The organism is Pseudorhodobacter wandonensis (assembly GCF_001202035.1).
GTDB lineage: Bacteria > Pseudomonadota > Alphaproteobacteria > Rhodobacterales > Rhodobacteraceae > Pseudorhodobacter > Pseudorhodobacter wandonensis.
Map to the genome: position 1 here is coordinate 64319 of NZ_LGHT01000027.1, position 21090 is coordinate 85408.

A 21090-nucleotide genomic window follows, 5' to 3' on the forward strand; every position below is an offset into this window, starting at 1 on the left:
TCACAGCTCGGCCCTCGGCCTGCGCGAGAGCGTCAGATCCCGCATAATGATCTGGTTCATCTCGGGACCTTCAAAGATCAGATCAATCCAAATCCGCTCGGCCCGCTTTTCGTTCAGCTTGGTATAGGCAAGGTCAAACTCCACCTTCACCTCATCCTCGGTCAACGGCAACTCGCGCACGACTTGCTCGACGTTCGGACCATGCTTGATGTTCAACCGCGCGAAAATCTCTAGCGGGGTTTCCATTTCGACAATGGCATCCAGCTGGATCAAATGCGTCAAACGAAGTCCGTCAACCGCTGCATCCGGCAGTTCCAGCACCAGCGACAGAAACGACCCGTCAAAACGAAACACATCCATGCGCAAACCAAACGGCGCCAAATCGGTCTCGCGGGTATTGCGCACCTGGCGCACGGTCAGCTCGCTATGGCGGCAATCATGGAACACCGTCGTTCCGTCACAAATCATCGCCTTGTTTTGCACCGAAGACTGCCCCGACACCGCAATCGGCCCATTCCACAGCATTGGCCGCCAGGCCCAATCGCTGCCCATCGGCTTGCGGATGGCGTTCGATCCGATAACCGGCAAGGCCAGCCGATGCTCGGCCACATGTATCAACCGGTCCAGATTACGGCGCAATGCCAAGGCCTGCGTGCGAAAGCGCCGCAAGCTTGCCAAATCAAGGCCCGCTGCAGAATCCGCAAGCCTGCGCCAGCGCCGCATCACGTTGCGATGCACAATCCTGTCAATCAGCCGGTCGCCATGTTTTGCCATTCGCCGCGTCTATACCTTGGTTCCAGGATGCGCACATTGTTGACCCTGTGGAAACATTTCCCTTATTTACGCATAATTGTTAAGATTCCACCCTGATTTTCGCTGATTACGCCTGCAAATCTGGCGAAAGGCAGTCCCTACTGCCCGTTGGCTTTGCGCATCGCATCAACAAAACGGCTGACCATACGGTTTCCAGTCGCGGTTGACATCGTCATACCCTGCCGGGGCCGCACGCTCAGCGTCACCAGCCGCCCGTTAATCTGCATCAAGGCCCGCCAGGAATCGCTTTGCTTGTTTTGTGCCACACGCGTCAGCCGCAACACCACAGCTTCCTTGTAATCCGACACCTCATGCACGCTGATACCGTCGCGGCTACCTTCGCCACGCAATGCCGCCTTGCCTTCCTCGGTGTTGAAATAAGGCTCTAAAGTGCTGCTTTTCAGGGCAATCCCCGCCGCACTGCCGTCGCTTCCGACCGTTGCCGCCAAAACCGCGCCAAGCTTGCCATTGCAGGGGGCAAAGGCCACAAAGCTTGCGTCATCCAGTAATCTCTGGGTATCCGGCAGCGGGCAATAGCCCGCCGGTCCTGCCAGATTGATATCGGCAAATAAAAGAACCTGCCGCTCGGCCCCGCCATTTGAGGCCTGCGTCCCGCCGGTGCCATCGGGCATAACACAGCCCGACAGCAACAGCGAAAACAGGACAGCTTTACTGATCCATGTAGACATGGCGCTCATCTTTCGCGCCGGGATGGGTCACCGCCCCCAGCCGCGCACCACCGACAAGCCGCGCATATTTCCACAATGCACCGCTGTTATATTCGGTCTGGCGCGGGCCTTTCCAATTGGCTTTGCGCGTCGCCAGTTCCTCATCGGTCAGGGCAACCGACAATTCGCCGGTGATCGCGTTCAACGTGATCATGTCGCCGTTTTGCAGCAAGGCAATCGGGCCACCATGCGCCGCCTCTGGCCCGACATGGCCCACGCAGAACCCGCGGGTCGCCCCCGAGAATCGGCCATCCGTGATCAGCGCCACTTTCTTGCCCATGCCTTGGCCCGAAAGCGCAGCAGTTGTGGACAGCATTTCGCGCATGCCGGGGCCGCCTGCGGGGCCTTCGTTGCGGATAACGATCACTTCGCCTTCTTTGTACTGGCGGGCTTTTACGGCCTCGAACGCCTCTTCTTCGCATTCAAACACGCGGGCAGGGCCGGTAAAGACCTGCTGATCCTGGCTCATGCCAGCAACTTTCACGATCGCACCTTCGGGGGCAAGGTTGCCCTTCAGGCCAACAACACCACCGGTTTTGGTCAGCGGGGTTGCGACGGGGTGGATAACGCGGCCATCCGCCATGCCTTGAATACGGTCCAGCTCTTCGCCCATCGAACGGCCGCTGGCGGTGATGCAGTCTTCGTGCATCAGGCCCGCCTTGCGCAGTTCCTTCATCACAACCGGTACGCCGCCAGCCTCATAAAGGTCTTTGGCGACATATTGGCCACCGGGCTTCAGATCGACGAAATATGGCGTGTCGCGGAAAATCTCGCAAACGTCGAACAGATCGAAATCAATCCCCGCCTCATGCGCAATCGCAGGCAGGTGCAGGCCTGCGTTGGTCGAACCACCGGTGCAGGCCACAACCCGCGCCGCGTTTTCCAGCGACTTGCGCGTCACGATATCGCGCGCGCGGATGTTTTTCTCAATCAGGTTCATCACGGCCACGCCGGATGCCTCGCCATACATATCGCGGCTCTCATACGGGGCAGGGGCACCGGATGAGTTCATCAGCGCAAGGCCAATCGCCTCGGATACGCAGGCCATGGTGTTGGCGGTAAACTGGCCACCGCAGGCACCGGCCGATGGGCAGGCGATACGTTCCAGAATTTCCAGCTCGGCGTCTGACATGTTGCCGGCTTGGTGCTGGCCCACGGCCTCGAACACATCCTGCACCGTCACGTCTTTGCCGTTCAAACGGCCCGGCAAGATAGAACCGCCATAGATGAACACCGAAGGCGTGTTCAAACGCACCATCGCCATCATCATACCGGGCAAGGATTTGTCGCAACCGGCAAGGCCGACAATCGCGTCATAGCAATGGCCGCGCATGGTCAATTCCACCGTGTCGGCAATCGCCTCGCGGGATGCCAAGCTGCTGCGCATACCTTCATGGCCCATCGCGATACCGTCGGTCACGGTGATCGTGGTAAATTCGCGCGGTGTACCGCCACCCTTTTTCACGCCACCCTTAACCGATTGCGCCTGACGGTTCAGCGAGATGTTACAAGGTGCAGCCTCGTTCCAGCAGGTCGCGACACCAACCCACGGCTGGTGAATCTCTTCCTCGGAAATCCCCATCGAATAGAAATATGACCGGTGCGGCGCGCGCGACGGGCCTTCGGTCACATGGCGGGATGGAAGCTTGGATTTGTCGAAACGCTGGTTGGTCATGGCTGGTCCTCCGGAAAATCGCTTGCGCAAAGGGATAAAGCGGCTGTGCCTAAGGGGCAAGACACAGATTGCATGGCATTGCGCCTGCGCATAGGGTTTAACCACGGAAAGAGGTATTATGCGCCGCATCACTTCGCTGGATCTACTGGAAAAGCTGGGCAAGACCCGCCTGTCGCGACATTTCTTCGCACGCGACTTCCTGTATTCCGAGATTGGCAGTTTTCACGCCATGCCCAACCTGCCCGATGATACAGACCTGTTTCTGGCCGCCGGCCGCGCCTTTTGCGTGGAATTGCTGGACCCGCTGGTCGAAACTTTTGGCCCTGTGGCGGTGCGCTCGGCCTATCGCAGCCCAAGCATCAACAAGTTCGGCAATGACCACAATCTGAAATGCGCGCGCAACGAGGCGAATTTTGCAGGCCATATCTGGGACAGGCGCGATGCGGCTGGCCGGATGGGGGCTTGTGTCTCGGTCGTCGTGCCGTGGTTTGCCGATCAGTATAATCAAGGCCGCGACTGGCGCGATCTGGCGTGGTGGGTGCATGACCACCTGCCGTATCACGAGATGTGGTTTTTCCCCACCAATGCCGCGTTCAACCTGACATGGCGTGAAGATCCGGATAGGGTGATCTCGTCCTATGTTGCGCCACGGGGCAAATTGCTTGCCGCCAGTGCCGAACCGGTCGAGAATTTGCCCACCCGCCGCGCCCGCTATGCCGATTTTCCGGCATTCCGGGGCGTGGCTTACCCTGCAATTCCGGCCCGCTGGGCCAAAGCCAAGGATTAACCTATGCCTGACTACCCCAAAATTGCCGCCCGACTGTCGGGCCAGCCCGACCTGTATTCCGCCCTTTTGGCGGCCGAGGGGCCGTTGGAACTGGGCAAACTCCTTGCCGCTTGCGATAGCGCAGTTGCGGCACGGCTTGCCTCGGTTGACCAAGGCCTGTTGCGCGCGATCTTACGGGCCGGCGCGGGCGACGAAGCCGTGGCAGGGGCAGGGCGCATCACGGAGTATTTGAAAACCGCAAACCCCGCGCCGGTGTTTTTGCCCGAGATCAACGCAGGTCCCAGCATTTCGCTGCCGACCGACGGCCAGCGCCCCGATATGCCCGTGTTTTCCGACCGTGCGTTTGATGCGTGGTTCGCGGCCCAAGATGTGCCGTATGGCCTTGGCCTATATGGCGAAAACCGCACCTGCTATGCCAGTGCCCAATTCGCCGACCAAGCCAGTGACGAGCGCCGGACAGTGCATCTGGGCGTCGATGTCTTTGCCCCCGCAGGCACCCCCGTCCACGCGCCCTTTGCAGGCAAAGTGCGGTATCTGACCTATAACTCTGACCCGTTGGATTACGGCCATACCCTGATTTTGGAACATGACGGCCCCGTGCCGTTTTTCACGCTGTACGGCCATCTGGGCGCCAGCCTGCCCACGCTTTTGGCGGTTGGTGATGCCGTTACGCCGGGCCAGATCATTGCGCATCTGGGCGACTGGCATGAAAACGGCGGCTGGGCGCCGCATCTGCATTTCCAGATCATGACCTCTATGCTGGAACAAGTGCAGGGCAATTTCTTTGGCGTAGGCCACGCGGGTTTGTGGGATGTCTGGTCGCAAATCTGCCCGGACCCGAACCTGATTTTGCGGATAGATCCGGCGCGGTTTGCGGTCTGATATCCTGCGGCTTGGCCATGGGGCAAAGGACGGGATTTAGGTATTTGGGCCAAGATGAAATAGCAGGGCAGTGCTAGTCCTGCATCTCAACACATAAGACCGTCGGCAAGTGGCGGGCGATTTCATTCCATGTTTCGCCCTCATCCGCGCTGGCAAAGACCGAACCCGAATTGGTGCCAAAATAAACACCTGTGGCATCGGTTGCCATGGCCTGACGCAGTACGGTGAAATAGCAGTTTTTGGTCGGCAGGCCTTGGGTTTTCGCCGCCCAAGTCTCGCCGCCATCGGTGGATTTATAAACCGCCGCCGAGGCACCGGGGGGAAAGCGGCCGATGCTATCGCCGTTCAACGGCAGCACCCAAAGCGTGTTCGGGTCGGTGGGATGTGCGGCGATGGGAAAGCCGAAATTCGATGGCAAGCCTTTGGTGATGTCATGCCATGACCGCCCGCCATCGGGGCTGCGATAGGTGCCGTGGTGGTTTTGCTGATACAGCACCTCGCCCGCGCCGGCGGCTTGCACCATGTTGTGCACGCAATGCCCGACCTCATGCCCGCATTGCCCATGATCCGCGGTCTCGGCGTTGGATTTGCGGTTGCGGCGGTCCCATGTTTTGCCGCCATCTGCGGTTGCGAAAACCCCGGCGGCGGAAATGCCAACCCACAGCTTGGCCGGATCGGCGCGATCCGCGACAATCGTGTGCAGCGTCAGCCCCGCCCCCCCCGGTTGCCAGCTGTCGCCCGAAGGGTGATCGGAAAGCCCCTGCACCCGCGCCCAGGTGTCGCCGCGATCGTCGCTGGCAAAGAGCGCTGCGGGCTTGGCGCCGGCGTAAAGCCTGCCACCCACATATTTCAGCGACCAAATCGCATCAATCTGGCCCTTGAATGGTGCATCCGGCGCAGGGCCGTGGCCGACATATTCTACCATTTCCGGGCTATTGGCCAACATCTCGTCAAACTTGCCATTGGCCAGCAGCGTCAGCACCCAGCTTTCGCCGTTATCGTCCGACCGCCACACACCTGCACCCGGAAACTCGCCGCCACCCGCCGCCCAGAGTGTGCCGGTTTCAGGATCGTTGGCGAAATGGTTGATGGGCCAGCCATCACAAAACGGGCCGTTGACAGACCATTCCTGACCGTCTTTGCCCAGCAAGAACGCCCCTTTGGTTGTGCCGACAAGAACCTTATGCACCATGATGCCCCCCCTTGTTGGGCCCAGAATACCATCAAATCCGCAATTCGTGTCAGGTTTTTTCGGGGCCAAACCGCGCCAGAAACATCGCCACTGCCCCGTTGATAACGCGGTCTTTCTCGGCTTGGGCCGGTTTCGATTTCAACCCCAGCAGCATCTGCAAAAACAGATCGGCGCGGCACACTTCGGCGAACATATCGGCGGCAAGCTCTTTGTCTTCGATGCAGATTTCGCCGCGCGCCTCGGCATCGTGCAAATAATTGACCATGCGTTGACGCCCGACCAGCGGGCCGGTTTCATAGAACTGTCGGCCAAGATCGGGAAAGCGTGCGCTTTCGGCCACGACCACGCGGAACATGCGCAGGTAAAAATCTGACGTAAACATCTCAATCAGGGCCTCAGCCGCGATTTTCAGCGCCGCTTCCAACTTGACATGCGGCTGGATCTTGCTTTCGGCCTCATCGATCTGTCGGCAGCATTCGGCTTTGACAACCTCTTGAAACATCAAGCGTTTGTCGGGAAAATAGCTGTACAGTGTGGCCTTGGAAACGCCGGCCGTGCGGGCAATATCATCGACATTCGCGCCTTCAAACCCTTGGGTCAAAAACACATCGCGCGCACCGGCCAGCACGTCATCATATTTGCGGCCTTTGCGGGCCTGCGGTGCTGCATGCATGTTTTGCCTTTCCTTACGCCCGTTCTCGCAAGGCCGACCATAAACGCGGCACTCTGGCACAGGCAAGGGGCGGGTTGCTATCCGCCGCACTGCACCGCGGTGCCAAGGCTTGTTGGGTCATCGCAGCCCTGTGTCACAGGGGCGGAATCGGTGGGCCAGTTCAGGCGCGGCAAATCGAGCATTTGCGCAAAGGCGGGGTTGGCCAGCAAGCCAAGGGTGACAGCGATACGAAGCAGTTTCATTTTCAGTCTCCATATATAAACTAAACTGTTCAGTTTGATTTATATACGCCGAGTCGCGATGCGGATCAAGTACAAAGTGAACTGGCTGGTCTAGTTATTATGTCGCGCCTTTCAGGCTTGCGCATCGGTAAGCAGGGCACTAACTTGGAATCATTCTAAAGTGGAGGCAAACATGATCCCCGGCTTTTCCAACCGCCGCCGTTTTTCCGACCTGTCCGAGCAAGAGATCTTGGCGCTGGCCATTTCATCCGAAGAGGATGACGCCCGCATCTACCGCAGCTATGCCGAGGCCCTGCGCAGCGATTACCCCAATTCTGCCGCCGTTTTCGATGGCATGGCCGAAGAGGAAGACACCCACCGCCAGCGTCTGATCGATCTGCACATGGAACGGTTTGGCAAGGTCATTCCGCTGATCCGCCGCGAACATGTCGCAGGCTTTTACGCCCGCCGCCCGGTGTGGCTGACCCATAACCTCGGCTTGGAAAAAATCAGGACCGAAGCTGCGGCGATGGAAAAGGACGCGCATGATTTCTATATGCGCGCCGCTGCCAGAACCACCGATGCAGGCACCCGCAAACTGCTGGGCGATCTGGCCGCAGCCGAGGCAGCACACGAAGACCGCGCCACCGCGCTTGAGGCCAAGCATCTGGGCCAGGACGCCCGTTCCGAAGAAGACCAGAACGCCCACCGCCAATTCGTGCTGACTTGGGTACAGCCGGGGCTGGCGGGCTTGATGGATGGCTCGGTTTCTACCCTTGCGCCAATCTTTGCCGTGGCCTTTGCCACGCAAAATAACCACACGACTTTGCTGGTTGGACTGGCCGCTGCCATCGGCGCAGGTATCTCGATGGGCTTTACCGAGGCGGCATCGGATGATGGCCAGCTTTCGGGCCGTGGTTCGCCTATCAAACGGGGTCTTTCGGCCGGTGTGATGACCACTTTGGGCGGGCTTGGCCACGCGTTGCCCTACCTGATCCCCGATTTCTGGACCGCCACGGTCATCGCGATTATCCTTGTGTTCTTTGAACTGTGGGCGATTGCCTGGATTCAGAACCGCTATATGGAAACCCCGTTCCTGCGGGCGGCCTTTCAGGTGGTCTTGGGGGGCGCACTGGTGTTGGGCGCAGGTATGTTGATCGGCGCCGGTTAGAGCTGCTTTACCCCGCCAGCCTGCTGAACAATCCCCGCAATATGCGCCAGCTGGTCGGCCAAGGGGTTTGTCTTGCGCCACACCATTCCGATTGTGCGGGTTGGCCGTGGTTGCGCCAACCGCGCCACCGACACATCGGCCGACCGCGTCTCAATCGCCACCGCCATTTCCGGTATCAGCGTCACCCCGATCCCCGCCCCCACCATCTGCACCAGCGTTGACAGCGCACTCCCCTCCATCAAATCGCGCGGCACGGCCGAGGACATCTTGCAAAACGACAAGGCCTGATCTCGAAAACAATGGCCTTCCTCCAGCAACAAAAGCCGCATTTCGCGCAGCGACTGCGGGTCGGGCACCGGCTTATGCGCATCTTCCAACGGGCGCACCAGCACGAATTCCTCGTCAAACAGCGCCTCTTCATGCAGCGATGGCTCCGACACCGGCAGCGCGACAATCGCCGTATCCAGCTTGCCATCCTTCAAATCGGCCAACAGCTTTTGCGTCACCGCCTCGCGCGGGCGCAGGTCCAGCACCGAATAGCGCCCCGTCAACGCCTTGATAACCTTGGGCAAAAGATAGGGCGCCACTGTCGGAATAATCCCGATCCGCAAGCGCCCGACCAATGGGCTAAAGGACGCCCGCGCCAGATCGTCCAACTCATCCACCTGCCGCAGAATATCCCGTGCCCTTGCGGCAAACACATCGCCAAGGCTGGTCAACCTGATCTGCCGGGCCCCGCGTTCCACCAAAGGCGTGCCCAAAATCGCCTCCAGCTCTTTGATCTGCAACGACAATGCCGGCTGCGAAATCGCGCAAGCGTCCGCCGCCCGCCCGAAATGGCCATGTTGGGCCAGCGCCTCGAAATACCGCAAATGCTTTAACGTCAATCCTATCATAAGCAAAATCTATCGCAGATATTGGAAAATGCAAATTTTAATTATGAAACGCGGATGATACGATGCGCTCAAACCGGGCAATTGCCAGATTCGGCACCGCCCGCAAATAGCAGAGGAGCACTTATGAGCGATACAAGCAGCGGCAAATGCCCGGTCATGCACGGGGCCGTCACGGCCAATTCCAACGCCAATGCCGAATGGTGGCCAAACGCCCTTAACCTCGACATTCTGCATCAGCATGACAGCAAAACCAACCCGATGGACCCCGATTTCGACTATCGTGAAGAGGTCAAGAAACTCGACTTCGCGGCGCTGAAAGCCGACCTGACCGCCTTGATGACCGATAGCCAAAGCTGGTGGCCAGCCGATTGGGGCCATTACGGCGGCTTTATGATCCGCATGGCGTGGCACTCGGCCGGCACGTACCGCTTGGCCGATGGTCGCGGTGGCGGCAACACCGGCAACCAACGCTTTGCGCCACTGAACTCATGGCCCGATAACGTCAGCCTTGATAAGGCACGCCGCCTGCTCTGGCCGATCAAAAAGAAATACGGCAACAAACTGAGCTGGGCCGATCTGATGCTGCTTGCGGGCAACGTCGCTTACGAATCCATGGGGCTGAAAACCTTTGGCTTTGGCTTTGGCCGCGCCGATATCTGGGGCCCGGAAAAAGACATCTATTGGGGTGCCGAAAAGGAATGGCTTGGCCCGTCCGACAGCCGCTACGGTGATATGAATGACGCCTCGACCATGGAAAACCCGCTTGCCGCTGTGCAAATGGGCCTGATCTATGTGAACCCCGAAGGAGTGAACGGCCAACCCGACCCGCTGCGCACCGCCCTGCATGTGCGCGAAACCTTTGCCCGTATGGCAATGAACGACGAAGAAACCGTCGCCCTGACCGCAGGCGGCCACACCGTTGGCAAGGCGCATGGTAACGGCAACGCCGCCTTGGTCGGTGCCGCCCCCGAAGCCGCCCCGCTCGAAGAGCAAGGCATGGGCTGGCGCAATGGCAACCCCAACAAAGGCGTAGGCCGCCACACCGTTTCCAGCGGTGTTGAAGGCGCGTGGACAACCGAGCCCACCAAATGGGACAACGGTTATTTCAAGCTGCTGTTCAAATATGACTGGGAACTGCGCAAAAGCCCCGCTGGCGCGCAGCAGTGGGAACCGATCAACATCGCGCCCGAAGATATGCCCGCCGATGTCGAAGACCCTTCGGTCCGCTGCATGCCAATCATGACCGATGCCGATATGGCCATGAAAATGGACCCGATCTACCGCGCGATTTCTGAACGTTTCGCCGCCGATCAGGACTATTTCTCGGAAACCTTTGCCCGCGCTTGGTTCAAGCTGACCCACCGCGATATGGGGCCAAAGGCACGCTATATCGGGCCAGAGGTTCCTGCCGAAGATCTGATCTGGCAAGATCCGGTGCCAGCAGGCAACACGGGTTATGACGTGGCCGCGGTTAAGGCAAAAATTGCAGCAAGCGGTTTGTCAGTGTCTGATATGGTCACCACCGCTTGGGATTCCGCCCGCACCTATCGCGGTTCGGATCTGCGCGGCGGTGCCAACGGCGCCCGCATCCGCCTTGCCCCGCAAAAAGATTGGGAAGGTAACGAGCCTGCACGTCTGGCCGCCGTTCTGGCCAAGCTAGAGACGATTGCAGCAGAAACCGGCGCAAGCGTGGCCGATGTAATCGTTCTGGCGGGGAATGTCGGTGTGGAAATGGCGGCCAAAGCGGCTGGCCACGACCTGACGCTGCCATTCACCAAAGGTCGTGGCGATGCCACCGATGCAATGACCGATGCCGCCAGCTTTGACCCGCTGGAACCGATTCACGATGGTTTCCGCAACTGGTTGAAAAAAGACTACGCCGTCAGCGCCGAAGAGCTGTTGCTGGATCGCAGCCAGCTTATGGGTCTGACCGCGCGCGAAATGACCGTGCTTGTCGGCGGAATGCGCGTTATCGGCACCAACCATGGCGGCACCGCGCATGGCGTGTTTACCGACCGCGCAGGCGCGCTGACGCCCGACTTCTTTGTCAACCTGACCGACATGGGTTTCAAATGGGTGCCAAAAGGCAAAAACCTGTATGAAATCCAAGACCGTGCCACGGGTGCTGTAAAATACACAGCCACTCGGGTTGATCTGGTTTTCGGGTCCAACTCGGTCCTGCGCTCCTATGCCGAGGTCTATGCCCAAGACGATAACGCTGCCAAGTTCGTCAAAGACTTTGCTGCCGCTTGGACCAAGGTAATGAACGCCGATCTGGCCTAAGCTCGCGATAGCTGAAACAGAAAATGCCGGGCCAAGCGCCCGGCATTTTTATGGCCTGTAAGGCAGTGTGTACGGGTTAAGATCAGGTTAATTTCTTTCCCGTAACCCTTGTAAATCAACGCTTTAGCAAAACGTCCGCGCGCGGTCAGGCGTTCTTGGCCATTGCGTCCAACTGCCCGCGCAACCCTTCCAGCTGATAGCCAAACCGGCCCGGAATCGCGATCAATTCATCGGTCGGCATTTGCCCCGCATGGGCCAGCGCCCAGCAAATCGAAGACCGGTTCCCCGAGGCACAATAGGCCAGAACAGGCCCCCCCGCCGCCTTGATCGCGTCTGCCTGCTGGGTCACGTTTTCCATCGTCATCATGCCGCCGATAATCGGGTTGGCAAAAAACGCCAGCCCCGCCGCCTCGGCCGCGCTCTGCATCGTAATCGTGTGCAAATTTGGCGGAATTTCCGCATCGGGGCGGTTATCAATCACCGCAACATATCCCGCGGCCTTGATCGCGGCCAGATCCGCAGTCTCAATCTGCGGGGATACGGAATAGGTCGGGGTCAGCGCACGAATATCCATCATATTTCCTTAAGTTGAGTCGAGCGAATTTCGATTTTTCGACGTATCGGTGGTGCTACATACATCCCCGCAGCCATGGCAACAAGGAACAGCAACCCACCCCAGCCGCCAAAGGTCGCCGAGGCCATCGCCGGGCCAGGGCACAGACCTGCAAGCCCCCAGCCCATCCCGAACAAGACTGAGCCGATCACGATATTGGCGTCAGGATGCGCTGGGCTGCTGGCCATGGGCAAAGGATCGCCCAGCACAGCCACGCGCCGCCGCGCCGCCACCCGCCAAGCAATCGCCATCGGCAAGATCGCCCCGCCAAGCACAAAAGCCAGCGTCGGATCCCAGTTGCCAAAAACATCCAGCCAGCCTTGAACCTTGGTCGTGTCAACCATCCCCGAGATCAGCAGGCCCACCCCGAACATCGCGCCGGACAGAAAGGCAAAGAAACTGCGCTTCATCAAATCACCCCCAAGACATGGCGAAAGAAGACCATCATCAGCCCGCCCCCCAGCAGGTAAAATACCGTCGCCACGATACCGCGCAGCGACAGGCGTGAAATACCGCATACCCCGTGGCCCGAGGTGCAGCCATTGGCAAGCCGCGTACCGACGCCCACCAAAAGGCCGGCCGCGATGATCACGATCGGGTTGCTGGTGATGTTCGTTTTCACGCCGCCCATTGCCAAAGCTATGACGGCCGGCACAATGACGAGGCCCGCAATAAAGGCAATCTTTTCTGCCGATGTTCCCTTGGCTGATCCATCCACCAGCCCGCCCAGAATGCCCGAAGCCCCCATGATGCGCCCGTTCACCAGCAAAAACAGTGCCGCCGCCGAGCCGATCAACAGCCCGCCAACCAGCCCCCAAATCCATGCCTCTTGTATCATGCTTTCCTCTGTTTTGCCGCCGCCCATCGCCGCGCAGTCAGTGTTGACCCCGTATACTGCCTTTCAAGGCATAAGAAACGAGATTTACCCCACGCATGCGGATTTGCGTAGCCGTTAGGCAACTGACCTTAAATGCCGTTCACAGGAACTTTCAGATAGCTCAGGCCGTTGTCTTCGGGCTCTGGCATCTGGCCTGCCCGCATGTTGACCTGCAGTGACGGGATAATCAGCCGCGGCATTGCCAGCGTCGCATCACGGGCATCACGCATGGCTATGAATTCGTCTTTCGATTTGCCCGCGCCGATATGGACATTCAGCGCCTTTTGCGCCCCGACCGTGGTTTCCCAGGCAAATACTTCGCGGCCCGGCGCTTTGTAATCATGGCCCACGAAAATGCGGGTCTCATCTGGCAAGGCCAGAATTTTCTGCACTGAATCGAACAGGGTAGCGGACGATCCGCCGGGGAAATCGCAGCGCGCCGTGCCGAAATCGGGCATGAACAGCGTATCGCCGACAAAAGCCGCGTCATCCACTACATAGGTCAAGCAAGCCGGCGTGTGGCCCGGCGTATGCAGAACATCGGCACGCATTTGCCCGATCATAAAGCTGTCGCCTTGTTCAAACAGCTTATCGAACTGCGAGCCGTCGCGTTGAAAGCGGGTCCCTTCGTTGAACACTTTTCCAAACGTGTCTTGTACAACGGTAATCCGCTGGCCAATTCCGATTTTACCGCCCAGTTTCTCTTGAATATAGGGCGCAGCGGAAAGGTGGTCTGCATGCACATGGGTTTCAAGAATCCATTGCAAATCAAGGCCTTCTTTGCGCGCGAATTCAACAACCGCATCTGCGGACCGAGTATCGGTGCGGCCCGAAGCATAGTCAAAATCCAACACGGAATCGATAATCGCACAGGCGCGGCCCTGAGGTTCGCGCACGACATATGTCAGGGTATTGGTGGCTTCATCAAAGAAGGCATGGATTAGCGGTTTCATGGATGGCCTCTGATTGCTGGGTTACGGGCATGATATATCATCCAATACACATATTTCAAGAATTGAATATGTATTATCTGCCTATTTTGATATGTATCAAGCCAAATCCTGCTGGTTGTGCTAAATTAATACGTGTCGAAAGCGGTGAAACGCCTGACCCAAAGGGAGGGGAGAAGATGGATAAAGCAAAAATCAAGGCCCAGAACGACTCTTGGCCCATGCATGCAAATTCGGACAGCAAACATTTGGCGGGCTTGTTTGACGAAATGCTCGCGCTTATGGCGGTGATGCCCGGGGTCGCAAATGATCCGGGTGTGCAGATTTCGACTGAAGAAGAAACCGAAGCGATGTTCGATAATATGCCGGTTTAGTGCCATATTGAACCAGTTTTCAACGCGATGGTGTTGCCAAGTCTTACCAGAAGCTTGTTAATAGGCTTAGTCACAGGCGCTTGGCCTGTATTGTCTGGGCGGACCCATGCTTGAAAGTACGCATCCCTTTGTCACCTTTGAACGCCGTGGCGCTGTGCAGGTGCTGTGGATAGATAGCCCGCCGGTAAACGCGCTGGGCTTTGATGTGCGTGCGGGTTTGGCCAAGGGTTTGTCCGTTGCGCTTGCAGACCCGGGGGTTCGGGCTGTGGCGATTTTGGCCTGCGGCAGTACCTTTCCGGCTGGCGCCGATATTTCCGAATTTGATCAACCGCCACAGGCACCCATGCTGCCCGATCTGTGCGTAATGATCGAAAACAGTTCAAAACCGGTCGTTGTGGGGTTGCATGGTACGGCCTTGGGCGGCGGGCTGGAACTGGCGCTGGCGGCACATGCGCGGGTTGGCCTTGCCGATCTGCGGCTGGGCCTGCCCGAGGTCGGTTTGGGGATCTTGCCCGGAGCAGGCGGCACGCAGCGTTTGCCGCGCCTGATCGGGGCAAAGGAAGCCTTGCGTCTGATGATAACCGGCACGCCGATCCGCGCGGTTGAGGCGCTGGCCATGGGCATTCTGGATAAGGTGGTCGAGCAGGATCTGGCCGAGGCAACCGTTGCCATGGCGCTGCATCTGGCCCCTGTAACGCCGGTGCCAACGCGTGATCGGCGCGACGGCCTGCGCGACCCAAGGGCCTATATCGCAGCCATAGCCGAGGCGCGGCGCGCCAACGCTGCAGCACCCATTCCGGGGCCCGGCCGTATTATCGATTGTGTCGAGGCTGCGCAGCTTTTGCCATTTGACCAAGGGCTTGCCTTTGAAAGCGCGGCTTTTGCCGAATTGGTTGCCTCGCCCGAGGCTGAGGCGTTGCGGCACGTGTTTTTCGCCGAACGTCGCGCGGCCAAGATGGTCGGCGCACGGGCCAAGCCGCTGCGTATTGCCCAGATCACCGTGCTGGGGGCAGGGGCCGATGGTGTTGCCTTGATCCAAGAGCTGTTGGCCGCAGGTTATGAGGTGACGCTGGTGGACATCAACGCCGATGTTCTGACCGCGGGGTTAGAGGCGATTGCGACGCGGCTTGCGGCAGGCCTCGAGGCCGGAAAAATCACGCAGACCGAGCATGATGACCGCTGGGCGCGGCTGTTGGCGGCCTTGCCCGAGGATGAAGGCGACGCCGCGGATATACTGTTCCTGACCGGTGCCTTTCGCCAGCCCGAGGCCGATGTGCCTATGGTTGCCGTCAAGGCAGGGGCGCCGATAGTTACCATGGGGCGGGTAGGTGAGGGGGGCATCCGCGGGTTGGGGCTGGTTTTGTTGCCCGCTACCCGAAATGGCCGTTTGGCCGAGGTGTTGATCGCAGACGATACCGGCCCCGAGACGATTTCAACGCTGATCGTGTTGCTGAAACGGATGGGCAGGTACGTGGTGCAGGGGCAAGGCTCTGGTATCACGCAGGGCCTTGCCGTGGCTTTGCAGGCAAGTCTGCAATCGCTAGAGGATCAGCACGGCCCCGAGCCGGTTCTGAACCTGCTGGAGCGTTGGGGGATGCCGCGCGCACAAGATCGCAGCGCCCCCAAATCGCAAGGGGCGAAACAGGGGGCGGCGGCCGATCTTTGGGCAGGACTTGCCATGCCTGTGATGGGGGCGCTGGCCAATGCGGGCCTGCGGCTGGTCGGCGAAGGCAAGGCGCTGCGCCCGTCTGATGTGGATTTGGCGATGGTGGTTGGCCTCGGCTTTCCGCGTTGGGGCGGCGGGCCAATGCTTTGGGCGCAACGGCGGGGGTTGTTGGTGCTGCGCGACAATCTGAACCGCTGGGCCAATGATGCCCCCGATGTTTGGGCGCCGGCCCCTTTGCTGGATGATATGATCCGGCAGGGAATCTCGTTGGCAGACCTGAATGACGCCTAGCCGCGCCCTAGCGCAGGAATATTCCCAGCACCACCAGCATCAGGCCAAGCGCTGACACGCCCAAGGCGCCCATATTGTAAATCACGACTTTTTGCAGGGCGCTGCGGATCTCTTCATCCGGCAGGCCAGAATTGCGAGCGCGCAACGCCATCCAGATACACCACGCCAGACCGGCAACCCCGATCAAGGACACGGCTGCACCGATCCATATCAAAACGTCCATTGTGCCTCCTTTTAGCGCCGCGACTGTGCGGGTTGTATGCCTGCCCTATCGAACCCGGCGGGGCCTGACAAGAGCGGCTGTCGCCGTTTGCCCATATCGCCTTTGCCAGACCACCCTTGAACGAAAAGCGCCGATCAGCAGCTTTTGGCCGCGCCACTGGAAACCCGTACTTGAACCGCCCACGCGACCGCGCTAGGCAAGGGCTCCCTATATGTGAGGCAAACATGAGCGATCCAATCGACCAGTATTCCGTTACCGCAGACGAATTGCGGGCCTTTATCGAGCGTTTCGAGCAGTTGGACGCCGAAAAGAAAGATCTGGCAGAGCAACAAAAAGAGCTGATGGCCGAGGCCAAAGGCCGTGGCTATGATACCAAGATTTTGCGCAAAGTCGTGGCCCTGCGCAAACGCACGCCCGATGACGTTGCCGAAGAAGAGGCCGTTTTGGAATTGTACAAAGCCGCCCTTGGAATGCAGTGATAAAACGGGCCTTCGGGCCATCTTGAACCGTTTGGATTTGTCAGCACAGGTCGCGGTTTCAGGCGTTACGGGGCCAGAAAATTGACCCCGTCCATCGCCATGATCCGCGACACATCCAGATCATAGGCCTCGGTGGTTCGGGTTATCAGTTCCTCGGACCAACCTTCCATTTCGATCTCAAAATCAATTTGTTCGGGCAGGGCGAATTTGTCCAGAAAGGCGGAAACCATCCGCCTGCGCTGGTCCGCGTTTTGCGGCGGGTGGCCTTGCATATAGGTGCGCATCCGCGTCATCCCGTCTTCGGACATGATCGAGGCCAGAAGATCGTCGGAGTCGGTCAATGTTACCTCGTCGCTGTGGCCGCTGACAGCCTTCAGGATTTCAGGCCAAAGCAACGGCGTGTCTTCGTCACACCAAACGGTGATCGGCACAGTTGGGTTCGTTTCGCGCAAGGCGGCAATCAGCGTGGACCAGCGCAGGTCTTCAACCTCGACGCCTTCCATGAACTCCTCGTAATTGCGGCCATGCTGCTTTTGATACACTGCCGGAACAAAGGTAGCGGGGTTGCGGATGGCAAGGTGGAACTCTGCCTCGCAGGTGGGAAATATCTGGCAAAACGCGGCCATACGTTCCGCGCCGGAACTGTAGATGCCACCGCGCAGCGCCCCTTGCGCATAGCCAAGAAAATTGTCCCAAGACAGGATAATCCGGTCTGCCTCATCATCGGACAGGATTTGGTCCATAATCACATCCTGTGCGTCTTGGGTCGCTGTCGCGCCTTTCAGGGCCATTGCTGTATCGCGCAGCAGGGTGCGGTATTTCGCGGGGCCCGGCACAACAATGCCTTCTTCTGCCAGTGCATCCCGATTTTTCAACAGGCAGCGCAAGAGCCGCTCTTCATCCGTACAATGGGCACCAAGGTGATAAACAATACGCATCGAGGCCTTCCGGTTCGTCTTTGCTGGCGCGCCATGCGGCAGGCCAATGTGCAGCGACTATACGGGCTTTTCTGGACAGTTAAACTGCTTTCCTATATCGCACTGTTTTATGACCAAGCAAAACACTCAACAACCTAACCCCGTCGTATCGAGCGAGTCGCGTTTTCGCGTGTTTGATGGCTGGTCGGCTGGCGCGGCGCTGATCGCGCTGATTGTCGTGGCACCGGTGCTTTCGGTTGTGTGGCTGGCGTTACATCCTGTTGAAAACATTTGGCCACATATGATGGCGACTGTTTTGCCGCGCTATTTGGGCAATACGCTGTTTCTGATGGGTGGGGTCGGGGCATTGACCGCCTTGGTCGGCACTGGGGCCGCATGGTTGATTGCGATGTACCGCTTTCCCGGCAGCCGCTGGCTTGATTATGCGCTGCTGTTTCCGCTGGCGATTCCGGGTTATGTCGGTGCCTACGCCCTGATCGATTTCTTTGACTACTCGGGGGTGGTGCAGACGGCGCTGCGGGCCAGCTTTGGCTGGGAAACAGCGCGCGATTACTGGTTTCCTGCAATGCGTACGCGAACAATGGCGGCAATCGTTTTGTCGGCGGCGCTCTACCCCTATGTCTATCTTTTGGCGCGCGCGGCCTTCCGCGAGCAATCCAATTGCACCTATGAGGTGGCGCGCGCTTTGGGTTCCGGCCCTTTTGCGTTGTTTTGGCGTGTTGGCTTGCCGCTTGCCCGCCCCGCAATCGCAATGGGGGTGGCACTTGCATTGATGGAAACCGTTGCCGATTTTGGCACTGTGGACCATTTTGGCGTGCAAACCCTTACAACCGGCATCTTTTCGGTCTGGCTTAGTGGCGGAAACGCAGGCGGCGCGGCGCAGATTTCACTGGTTATTCTGGCTATCGTTGTCGCTTTGCTGACGTTGGAACGGGTGAGCCGCCGCAATGCGCGGTTTCACCGTATGTCCCGCGCCTCTCGTCCGTTAGAGCCTATGGCGCTGCGCGGTGCGCAAGCCTGGGGTGCAACGCTGGCCTGTTTGGTGCCTTTTGGGGTGGGGTTCGTGTTGCCGGTATCGGTTATGCTGTCCCACGCGCTGACAAAGCCCGAGGCCTGGGTGTCCAAAGGGCTGTTGCAGGCGCTGGGCAATACGATTGTGGTTGGCGGAATTGCAGCGGCGCTGACAGTGGCAGGGGCGATGTTTCTGGTATACGGGGTGCGCATGGCGCGACGTGGCTTTCCACGGCTGGTTTTGCCGCTTACCTCGGTTGGGTATGCCGCGCCGGGTACAGTTCTGGCCGTCGGGTTGCTTGTTCCTTTGGCCGCGATGGACCATCGGCTGGCCGATTTTGTTTTGGCCATCACGGGGTATGATCCGGGGCTGCTGCTGACGGGCACGGCCGCCGCGCTGGTTCTTGCCTACTTCGTGCGCTTCTTCGGTATTGCGCAGGGGGCCGTCGATTCGGCCTTTGGCCGCGTATCGCCATCTTTGCCATTGGCCGCGCGTTCCTTGGGGCGTGGGGCAGGCGCTACGTTGCGAGAAGTCTATTTGCCTTTGATGCGGCGTTCCGTTGCCACGGCATTGCTTGTTGTTTTCGTCGATTGCGTCAAGGAATTGCCCGCGACTTTGCTGTTGCGCCCCTTTAATTACAATACCTTAGCCACAAGAGTGTATGAGCAGGCAAGCCTTGAACGCCTTGGAGACGCCGCCCCGGCCGCCTTGTTGGTTATGGCCGTGGGTCTGGCCGCAGTTTGGGTAATGGCCCATACAAATCGCGCGTAATCTATAAAAAATGCTTTTCAAACCCTTGCGCGTCAGCGTCGCAAAGGGTATCTGGTCCGCGTTGCCCCTATAGCTCAGCTGGTAGAGCATCTGATTTGTAATCAGAGGGTCTGCGGTTCGAATCCGTATGGGGGCACCACTTAAATCAATGGCTTAGGTGAAAAACTTAACGCTTGCACGTGAGTCGGATCTGTTCTGGTGGCGCGTAGATGTTGGAACAATCTGGATTGTCTCGGCTAAGGTAGGAAACAAGAGTTCATTCCGCAACTCCATCAAGCTCAACCAATCAAACGGATGGCCATTGGTGTATTCAATGCGAACCGCGCCCCCGCTTGAACTCGTTGCTGCGTATCACTGCCATAGCCAGCTTCTTTGATGGTAAGTATTCTTTCAAATAGCCGGAGTGAAACCGGTGCAGGTCCACAGCAATTGGGACCTCCAGTGGATAGAGCAATTCAACCGCCTCGATCAGCTTCCCTTGAGGAAGTCGTCGACGAACTCTGAGACCGGTGAAACGCCTGTGACCAGCAGGTGATCCCTCGCTCTCGTCCAAGCGACGTAGAGCAAGTGCCTCTCAGTGTTGTAGACTTCCTTCAGGTCCGAATCGTCAGCCACAGACTCGATACGCTCTGATTGCGAGATCACCTCGTCGTCGCAGGCCATTACAACCACCGACCGGAACTCCAGCCCCTTCGCGAAGTGCATCGTGCTGATGGCGACTGCGCCACCCGCCACTTCGATTTTTTCGCTAAGTTCGACCGAGCAAACGCCTGCAGCTTTCGCGGCAGCACGCGCACGCTTGAGTTCCGCCTCAGACATGACGAAGATACCGACCTCGCGCGGTGCGTAGCCCTCCTTCAGTCGATCCGAGATCCATCCTGCAACCGCACGGCATTCGTGATCTGCGTCACTGCAAGCCAAGACCATCGGCTGAGGTCCGTCGAACATCGACACCGTGCCGCCCTTCTATATTGCCGTCCACGTCAGAAACGGTTGACGGTAGAAGCCGATCGGCATGTGTGCGTGTTGATTGTCATTGAGAACTGACCCGGCATTTTCATCGAGATCTGACCCACCCAGCCGTTATGATCTGCTGGTTATGATGGCGTCAATGCTGTTGCCTCCTTTCGCTTTTTCTTCGCTGTTTCGGAGCTGGCCTTGAAGCGGTAGCTGTCATTGCCGGTCTCGAGGATGTGGCAGCGATGTGTGAGACGATCGAGCAGTGCTGTGGTCATTTTGGCATCGCCAAAGACGCTGGCCCATTCACTGAAGCTCAGGTTGGTGGTGATGATGACGCTGGTGCGTTCATACAGCTTGCTCAGAAGATGGAAGAGCAACGCGCCGCCGGAGGCGCTGAACGGCAGATATCCCAGCTCATCCAGGATCACCAAGTCGGTTTTGACCAGCGCCTCAGCGATCTTCCCGGCCTTGCCTTGGGCCTTTTCCTGCTCCAGTGCGTTGACCAGTTCAACCGTCGAGAAGAAGCGGACGCGCTTACGGTGATGCTCGATGGCCTGAATGCCAAGGGCGGTTGCAACATGCGATTTCCCTGTTCCCGGACCTCCGATCAGCACC

The 21090-nt window shown here is 58.7% G+C and carries 23 protein-coding genes and 1 tRNA gene; 9 read left to right on the top strand and 15 right to left on the bottom strand.

The window, feature by feature from the left end; all coding sequences use genetic code 11:
• The 3 genes from AKU79_RS08400 to ilvD all read right to left on the bottom strand — a co-directional run bounded on the left by AKU79_RS08400 (position 1) and on the right by ilvD (position 3216).
• A complete protein-coding gene (locus tag AKU79_RS08400) occupies positions 1 to 774 on the bottom strand; it encodes a DUF6478 family protein (RefSeq protein WP_050523151.1) in 774 nt (257 codons plus the stop codon).
• A 137-nt stretch (positions 775 to 911) separates the two neighbouring features.
• On the bottom strand, positions 912 to 1502 hold the full coding sequence (locus tag AKU79_RS08405) for a hypothetical protein (protein ID WP_050523152.1): 591 nt from the start codon (positions 1500 to 1502) through the stop codon (positions 912 to 914).
• Positions 1483 to 3216, bottom strand: a complete 1734-nt coding sequence (gene ilvD / locus AKU79_RS08410) for a dihydroxy-acid dehydratase (protein WP_050523153.1) — start codon at positions 3214 to 3216, stop codon at positions 1483 to 1485. Before ilvD ends, AKU79_RS08405 begins: the two co-directional genes overlap by 20 nt.
• 118 nt (positions 3217 to 3334) lie before the next feature.
• Between ilvD and AKU79_RS08415 the strand changes: the two genes are divergently transcribed.
• Positions 3335 to 4003, top strand: coding sequence for a hypothetical protein (locus AKU79_RS08415; protein ID WP_050523154.1), 669 nt, complete (start codon positions 3335 to 3337; stop codon positions 4001 to 4003).
• A 3-nt stretch (positions 4004 to 4006) separates the two neighbouring features.
• Positions 4007 to 4885 carry a peptidoglycan DD-metalloendopeptidase family protein gene (locus tag AKU79_RS08420; RefSeq protein WP_050523155.1) on the top strand — a complete coding sequence of 293 codons (879 nt, stop codon included), beginning with the start codon at positions 4007 to 4009 and terminating at the stop codon, positions 4883 to 4885.
• A gap of 73 nt (positions 4886 to 4958) precedes the next feature.
• Here the strand turns inward: AKU79_RS08420 and AKU79_RS08425 are convergent, their stop codons facing one another.
• The 3 genes from AKU79_RS08425 to AKU79_RS19245 form a co-directional block, all read right to left on the bottom strand.
• A complete protein-coding gene (locus AKU79_RS08425; protein ID WP_050523156.1) occupies positions 4959 to 6077 on the bottom strand; it encodes a WD40/YVTN/BNR-like repeat-containing protein in 1119 nt (372 codons plus the stop codon).
• Positions 6078 to 6126: 49 nt separating this feature from the next.
• Entirely contained in the window at positions 6127 to 6750 is a 624-nt protein-coding gene (locus AKU79_RS08430) for a TetR/AcrR family transcriptional regulator (RefSeq protein WP_050523157.1), read from the bottom strand.
• 77 nt (positions 6751 to 6827) lie between these two features.
• A complete protein-coding gene (locus AKU79_RS19245; RefSeq protein WP_156209598.1) occupies positions 6828 to 6992 on the bottom strand; it encodes a hypothetical protein in 165 nt (54 codons plus the stop codon).
• A 172-nt stretch (positions 6993 to 7164) separates the two neighbouring features.
• Between AKU79_RS19245 and mbfA the strand changes: the two genes are divergently transcribed.
• Positions 7165 to 8142, top strand: coding sequence for an iron exporter MbfA (gene mbfA, locus AKU79_RS08435; RefSeq protein WP_050523158.1), 978 nt, complete (start codon positions 7165 to 7167; stop codon positions 8140 to 8142).
• Here mbfA and AKU79_RS08440 read toward each other — a convergent pair.
• Positions 8139 to 9038: a hydrogen peroxide-inducible genes activator gene (locus AKU79_RS08440; RefSeq protein WP_050523159.1), complete on the bottom strand. Its 900-nt coding sequence runs from the start codon at positions 9036 to 9038 to the stop codon at positions 8139 to 8141. The genes mbfA and AKU79_RS08440 overlap by 4 nt on opposite strands.
• Positions 9039 to 9161: 123 nt before the next feature.
• Here AKU79_RS08440 and katG point away from each other — a divergent pair, with 123 nt between their 5' ends.
• Complete coding sequence (gene katG, locus AKU79_RS08445; RefSeq protein ID WP_050523160.1) at positions 9162 to 11321, top strand: catalase/peroxidase HPI; 2160 nt, start codon at positions 9162 to 9164, stop codon at positions 11319 to 11321.
• Positions 11322 to 11466: 145 nt separating this feature from the next.
• Here katG and AKU79_RS08450 read toward each other — a convergent pair whose 3' ends face one another.
• The 4 genes from AKU79_RS08450 to AKU79_RS08465 all read right to left on the bottom strand — a co-directional run bounded on the left by AKU79_RS08450 (position 11467) and on the right by AKU79_RS08465 (position 13764).
• A complete protein-coding gene (locus AKU79_RS08450) occupies positions 11467 to 11895 on the bottom strand; it encodes a TIGR01244 family sulfur transferase (RefSeq protein WP_050523178.1) in 429 nt (142 codons plus the stop codon).
• Positions 11895 to 12344 carry a DUF6691 family protein gene (locus AKU79_RS08455; protein ID WP_050523161.1) on the bottom strand — a complete coding sequence of 150 codons (450 nt, stop codon included), beginning with the start codon at positions 12342 to 12344 and terminating at the stop codon, positions 11895 to 11897. The genes AKU79_RS08450 and AKU79_RS08455 overlap by 1 nt, the downstream gene beginning before the upstream one ends.
• A complete protein-coding gene (locus tag AKU79_RS08460; RefSeq protein ID WP_050523179.1) occupies positions 12344 to 12769 on the bottom strand; it encodes a YeeE/YedE family protein in 426 nt (141 codons plus the stop codon). Before AKU79_RS08460 ends, AKU79_RS08455 begins: the two co-directional genes overlap by 1 nt.
• Positions 12770 to 12900: 131 nt before the next feature.
• Complete coding sequence (locus tag AKU79_RS08465; protein ID WP_050523162.1) at positions 12901 to 13764, bottom strand: MBL fold metallo-hydrolase; 864 nt, start codon at positions 13762 to 13764, stop codon at positions 12901 to 12903.
• A 29-nt stretch (positions 13765 to 13793) separates the two neighbouring features.
• Between AKU79_RS08465 and AKU79_RS19250 the strand changes: the two genes are divergently transcribed.
• Entirely contained in the window at positions 13794 to 14135 is a 342-nt protein-coding gene (locus AKU79_RS19250) for a hypothetical protein (RefSeq protein ID WP_197087258.1), read from the top strand.
• 106 nt (positions 14136 to 14241) lie between these two features.
• Positions 14242 to 16092: an enoyl-CoA hydratase-related protein gene (locus AKU79_RS08475; RefSeq protein ID WP_050523164.1), complete on the top strand. Its 1851-nt coding sequence runs from the start codon at positions 14242 to 14244 to the stop codon at positions 16090 to 16092.
• 7 nt (positions 16093 to 16099) lie between these two features.
• On the opposite strand, the gene AKU79_RS08480 is transcribed toward AKU79_RS08475, so the two are convergent.
• Positions 16100 to 16315: a hypothetical protein gene (locus AKU79_RS08480; protein ID WP_050523165.1), complete on the bottom strand. Its 216-nt coding sequence runs from the start codon at positions 16313 to 16315 to the stop codon at positions 16100 to 16102.
• Positions 16316 to 16539: 224 nt separating this feature from the next.
• Here AKU79_RS08480 and AKU79_RS08485 point away from each other — a divergent pair, with 224 nt between their 5' ends.
• The gene (locus AKU79_RS08485) at positions 16540 to 16794 is read left to right on the top strand and encodes a DUF2312 domain-containing protein (RefSeq protein ID WP_050523166.1); all 255 of its coding nucleotides are present in this window, start codon (positions 16540 to 16542) and stop codon (positions 16792 to 16794) included.
• 65 nt (positions 16795 to 16859) lie between these two features.
• On the opposite strand, the gene AKU79_RS08490 is transcribed toward AKU79_RS08485, so the two are convergent.
• The gene (locus AKU79_RS08490) at positions 16860 to 17732 is read right to left on the bottom strand and encodes a hypothetical protein (protein WP_050523167.1); all 873 of its coding nucleotides are present in this window, start codon (positions 17730 to 17732) and stop codon (positions 16860 to 16862) included.
• A gap of 109 nt (positions 17733 to 17841) precedes the next feature.
• On the opposite strand from AKU79_RS08490, the gene AKU79_RS08495 reads away from it, so the two are divergent.
• A complete protein-coding gene (locus AKU79_RS08495; protein ID WP_082223977.1) occupies positions 17842 to 19515 on the top strand; it encodes an ABC transporter permease in 1674 nt (557 codons plus the stop codon).
• Between the two features lie 63 nt (positions 19516 to 19578).
• Positions 19579 to 19654 (top strand) — tRNA-Thr (locus tag AKU79_RS08500).
• Positions 19655 to 19983: 329 nt separating this feature from the next.
• Here AKU79_RS08500 and AKU79_RS08505 read toward each other — a convergent pair.
• Together AKU79_RS08505 and AKU79_RS08510 are read right to left on the bottom strand one after the other, a co-directional pair.
• Complete coding sequence (locus tag AKU79_RS08505; RefSeq protein WP_050523168.1) at positions 19984 to 20463, bottom strand: 3'-5' exonuclease; 480 nt, start codon at positions 20461 to 20463, stop codon at positions 19984 to 19986.
• Between the two features lie 149 nt (positions 20464 to 20612).
• Positions 20613 to 21090: ATP-binding protein (locus AKU79_RS08510; RefSeq protein WP_050523169.1), on the bottom strand; the 478-nt coding region annotated here is incomplete at its 5' end.

Excerpts from the sequence above, each read along its gene's own strand:
- AKU79_RS08485 (WP_050523166.1), top strand. The coding sequence starts at position 16,540 with ATGAGCGATCCAATCGACCAGTATTCCGTTACCGCAGACGAATTGCGG.
- katG (WP_050523160.1), top strand. The coding sequence starts at position 9,162 with ATGAGCGATACAAGCAGCGGCAAATGCCCGGTCATGCACGGGGCCGTC.
- AKU79_RS08480 (WP_050523165.1), bottom strand. The coding sequence starts at position 16,315 with ATGGACGTTTTGATATGGATCGGTGCAGCCGTGTCCTTGATCGGGGTT.
- AKU79_RS08490 (WP_050523167.1), bottom strand. The coding sequence starts at position 17,732 with ATGCGTATTGTTTATCACCTTGGTGCCCATTGTACGGATGAAGAGCGG.
- ilvD (WP_050523153.1), bottom strand. The coding sequence starts at position 3,216 with ATGACCAACCAGCGTTTCGACAAATCCAAGCTTCCATCCCGCCATGTG.
- AKU79_RS08465 (WP_050523162.1), bottom strand. The coding sequence starts at position 13,764 with ATGAAACCGCTAATCCATGCCTTCTTTGATGAAGCCACCAATACCCTG.
- AKU79_RS19250 (WP_197087258.1), top strand. The coding sequence starts at position 13,794 with ATGATATATCATCCAATACACATATTTCAAGAATTGAATATGTATTAT.
- AKU79_RS08415 (WP_050523154.1), top strand. The coding sequence starts at position 3,335 with ATGCGCCGCATCACTTCGCTGGATCTACTGGAAAAGCTGGGCAAGACC.
- AKU79_RS08475 (WP_050523164.1), top strand. The coding sequence starts at position 14,242 with ATGCTTGAAAGTACGCATCCCTTTGTCACCTTTGAACGCCGTGGCGCT.
- AKU79_RS08505 (WP_050523168.1), bottom strand. The coding sequence starts at position 20,463 with ATGTTCGACGGACCTCAGCCGATGGTCTTGGCTTGCAGTGACGCAGAT.
- AKU79_RS19245 (WP_156209598.1), bottom strand. The coding sequence starts at position 6,992 with ATGAAACTGCTTCGTATCGCTGTCACCCTTGGCTTGCTGGCCAACCCC.
- AKU79_RS08495 (WP_082223977.1), top strand. The coding sequence starts at position 17,842 with ATGACCAAGCAAAACACTCAACAACCTAACCCCGTCGTATCGAGCGAG.
- AKU79_RS08420 (WP_050523155.1), top strand. The coding sequence starts at position 4,007 with ATGCCTGACTACCCCAAAATTGCCGCCCGACTGTCGGGCCAGCCCGAC.
- AKU79_RS08425 (WP_050523156.1), bottom strand. The coding sequence starts at position 6,077 with ATGGTGCATAAGGTTCTTGTCGGCACAACCAAAGGGGCGTTCTTGCTG.
- AKU79_RS08405 (WP_050523152.1), bottom strand. The coding sequence starts at position 1,502 with ATGTCTACATGGATCAGTAAAGCTGTCCTGTTTTCGCTGTTGCTGTCG.
- AKU79_RS08400 (WP_050523151.1), bottom strand. The coding sequence starts at position 774 with ATGGCAAAACATGGCGACCGGCTGATTGACAGGATTGTGCATCGCAAC.
- mbfA (WP_050523158.1), top strand. The coding sequence starts at position 7,165 with ATGATCCCCGGCTTTTCCAACCGCCGCCGTTTTTCCGACCTGTCCGAG.
- AKU79_RS08450 (WP_050523178.1), bottom strand. The coding sequence starts at position 11,895 with ATGGATATTCGTGCGCTGACCCCGACCTATTCCGTATCCCCGCAGATT.
- AKU79_RS08440 (WP_050523159.1), bottom strand. The coding sequence starts at position 9,038 with ATGATAGGATTGACGTTAAAGCATTTGCGGTATTTCGAGGCGCTGGCC.
- AKU79_RS08430 (WP_050523157.1), bottom strand. The coding sequence starts at position 6,750 with ATGCATGCAGCACCGCAGGCCCGCAAAGGCCGCAAATATGATGACGTG.
- AKU79_RS08455 (WP_050523161.1), bottom strand. The coding sequence starts at position 12,344 with ATGAAGCGCAGTTTCTTTGCCTTTCTGTCCGGCGCGATGTTCGGGGTG.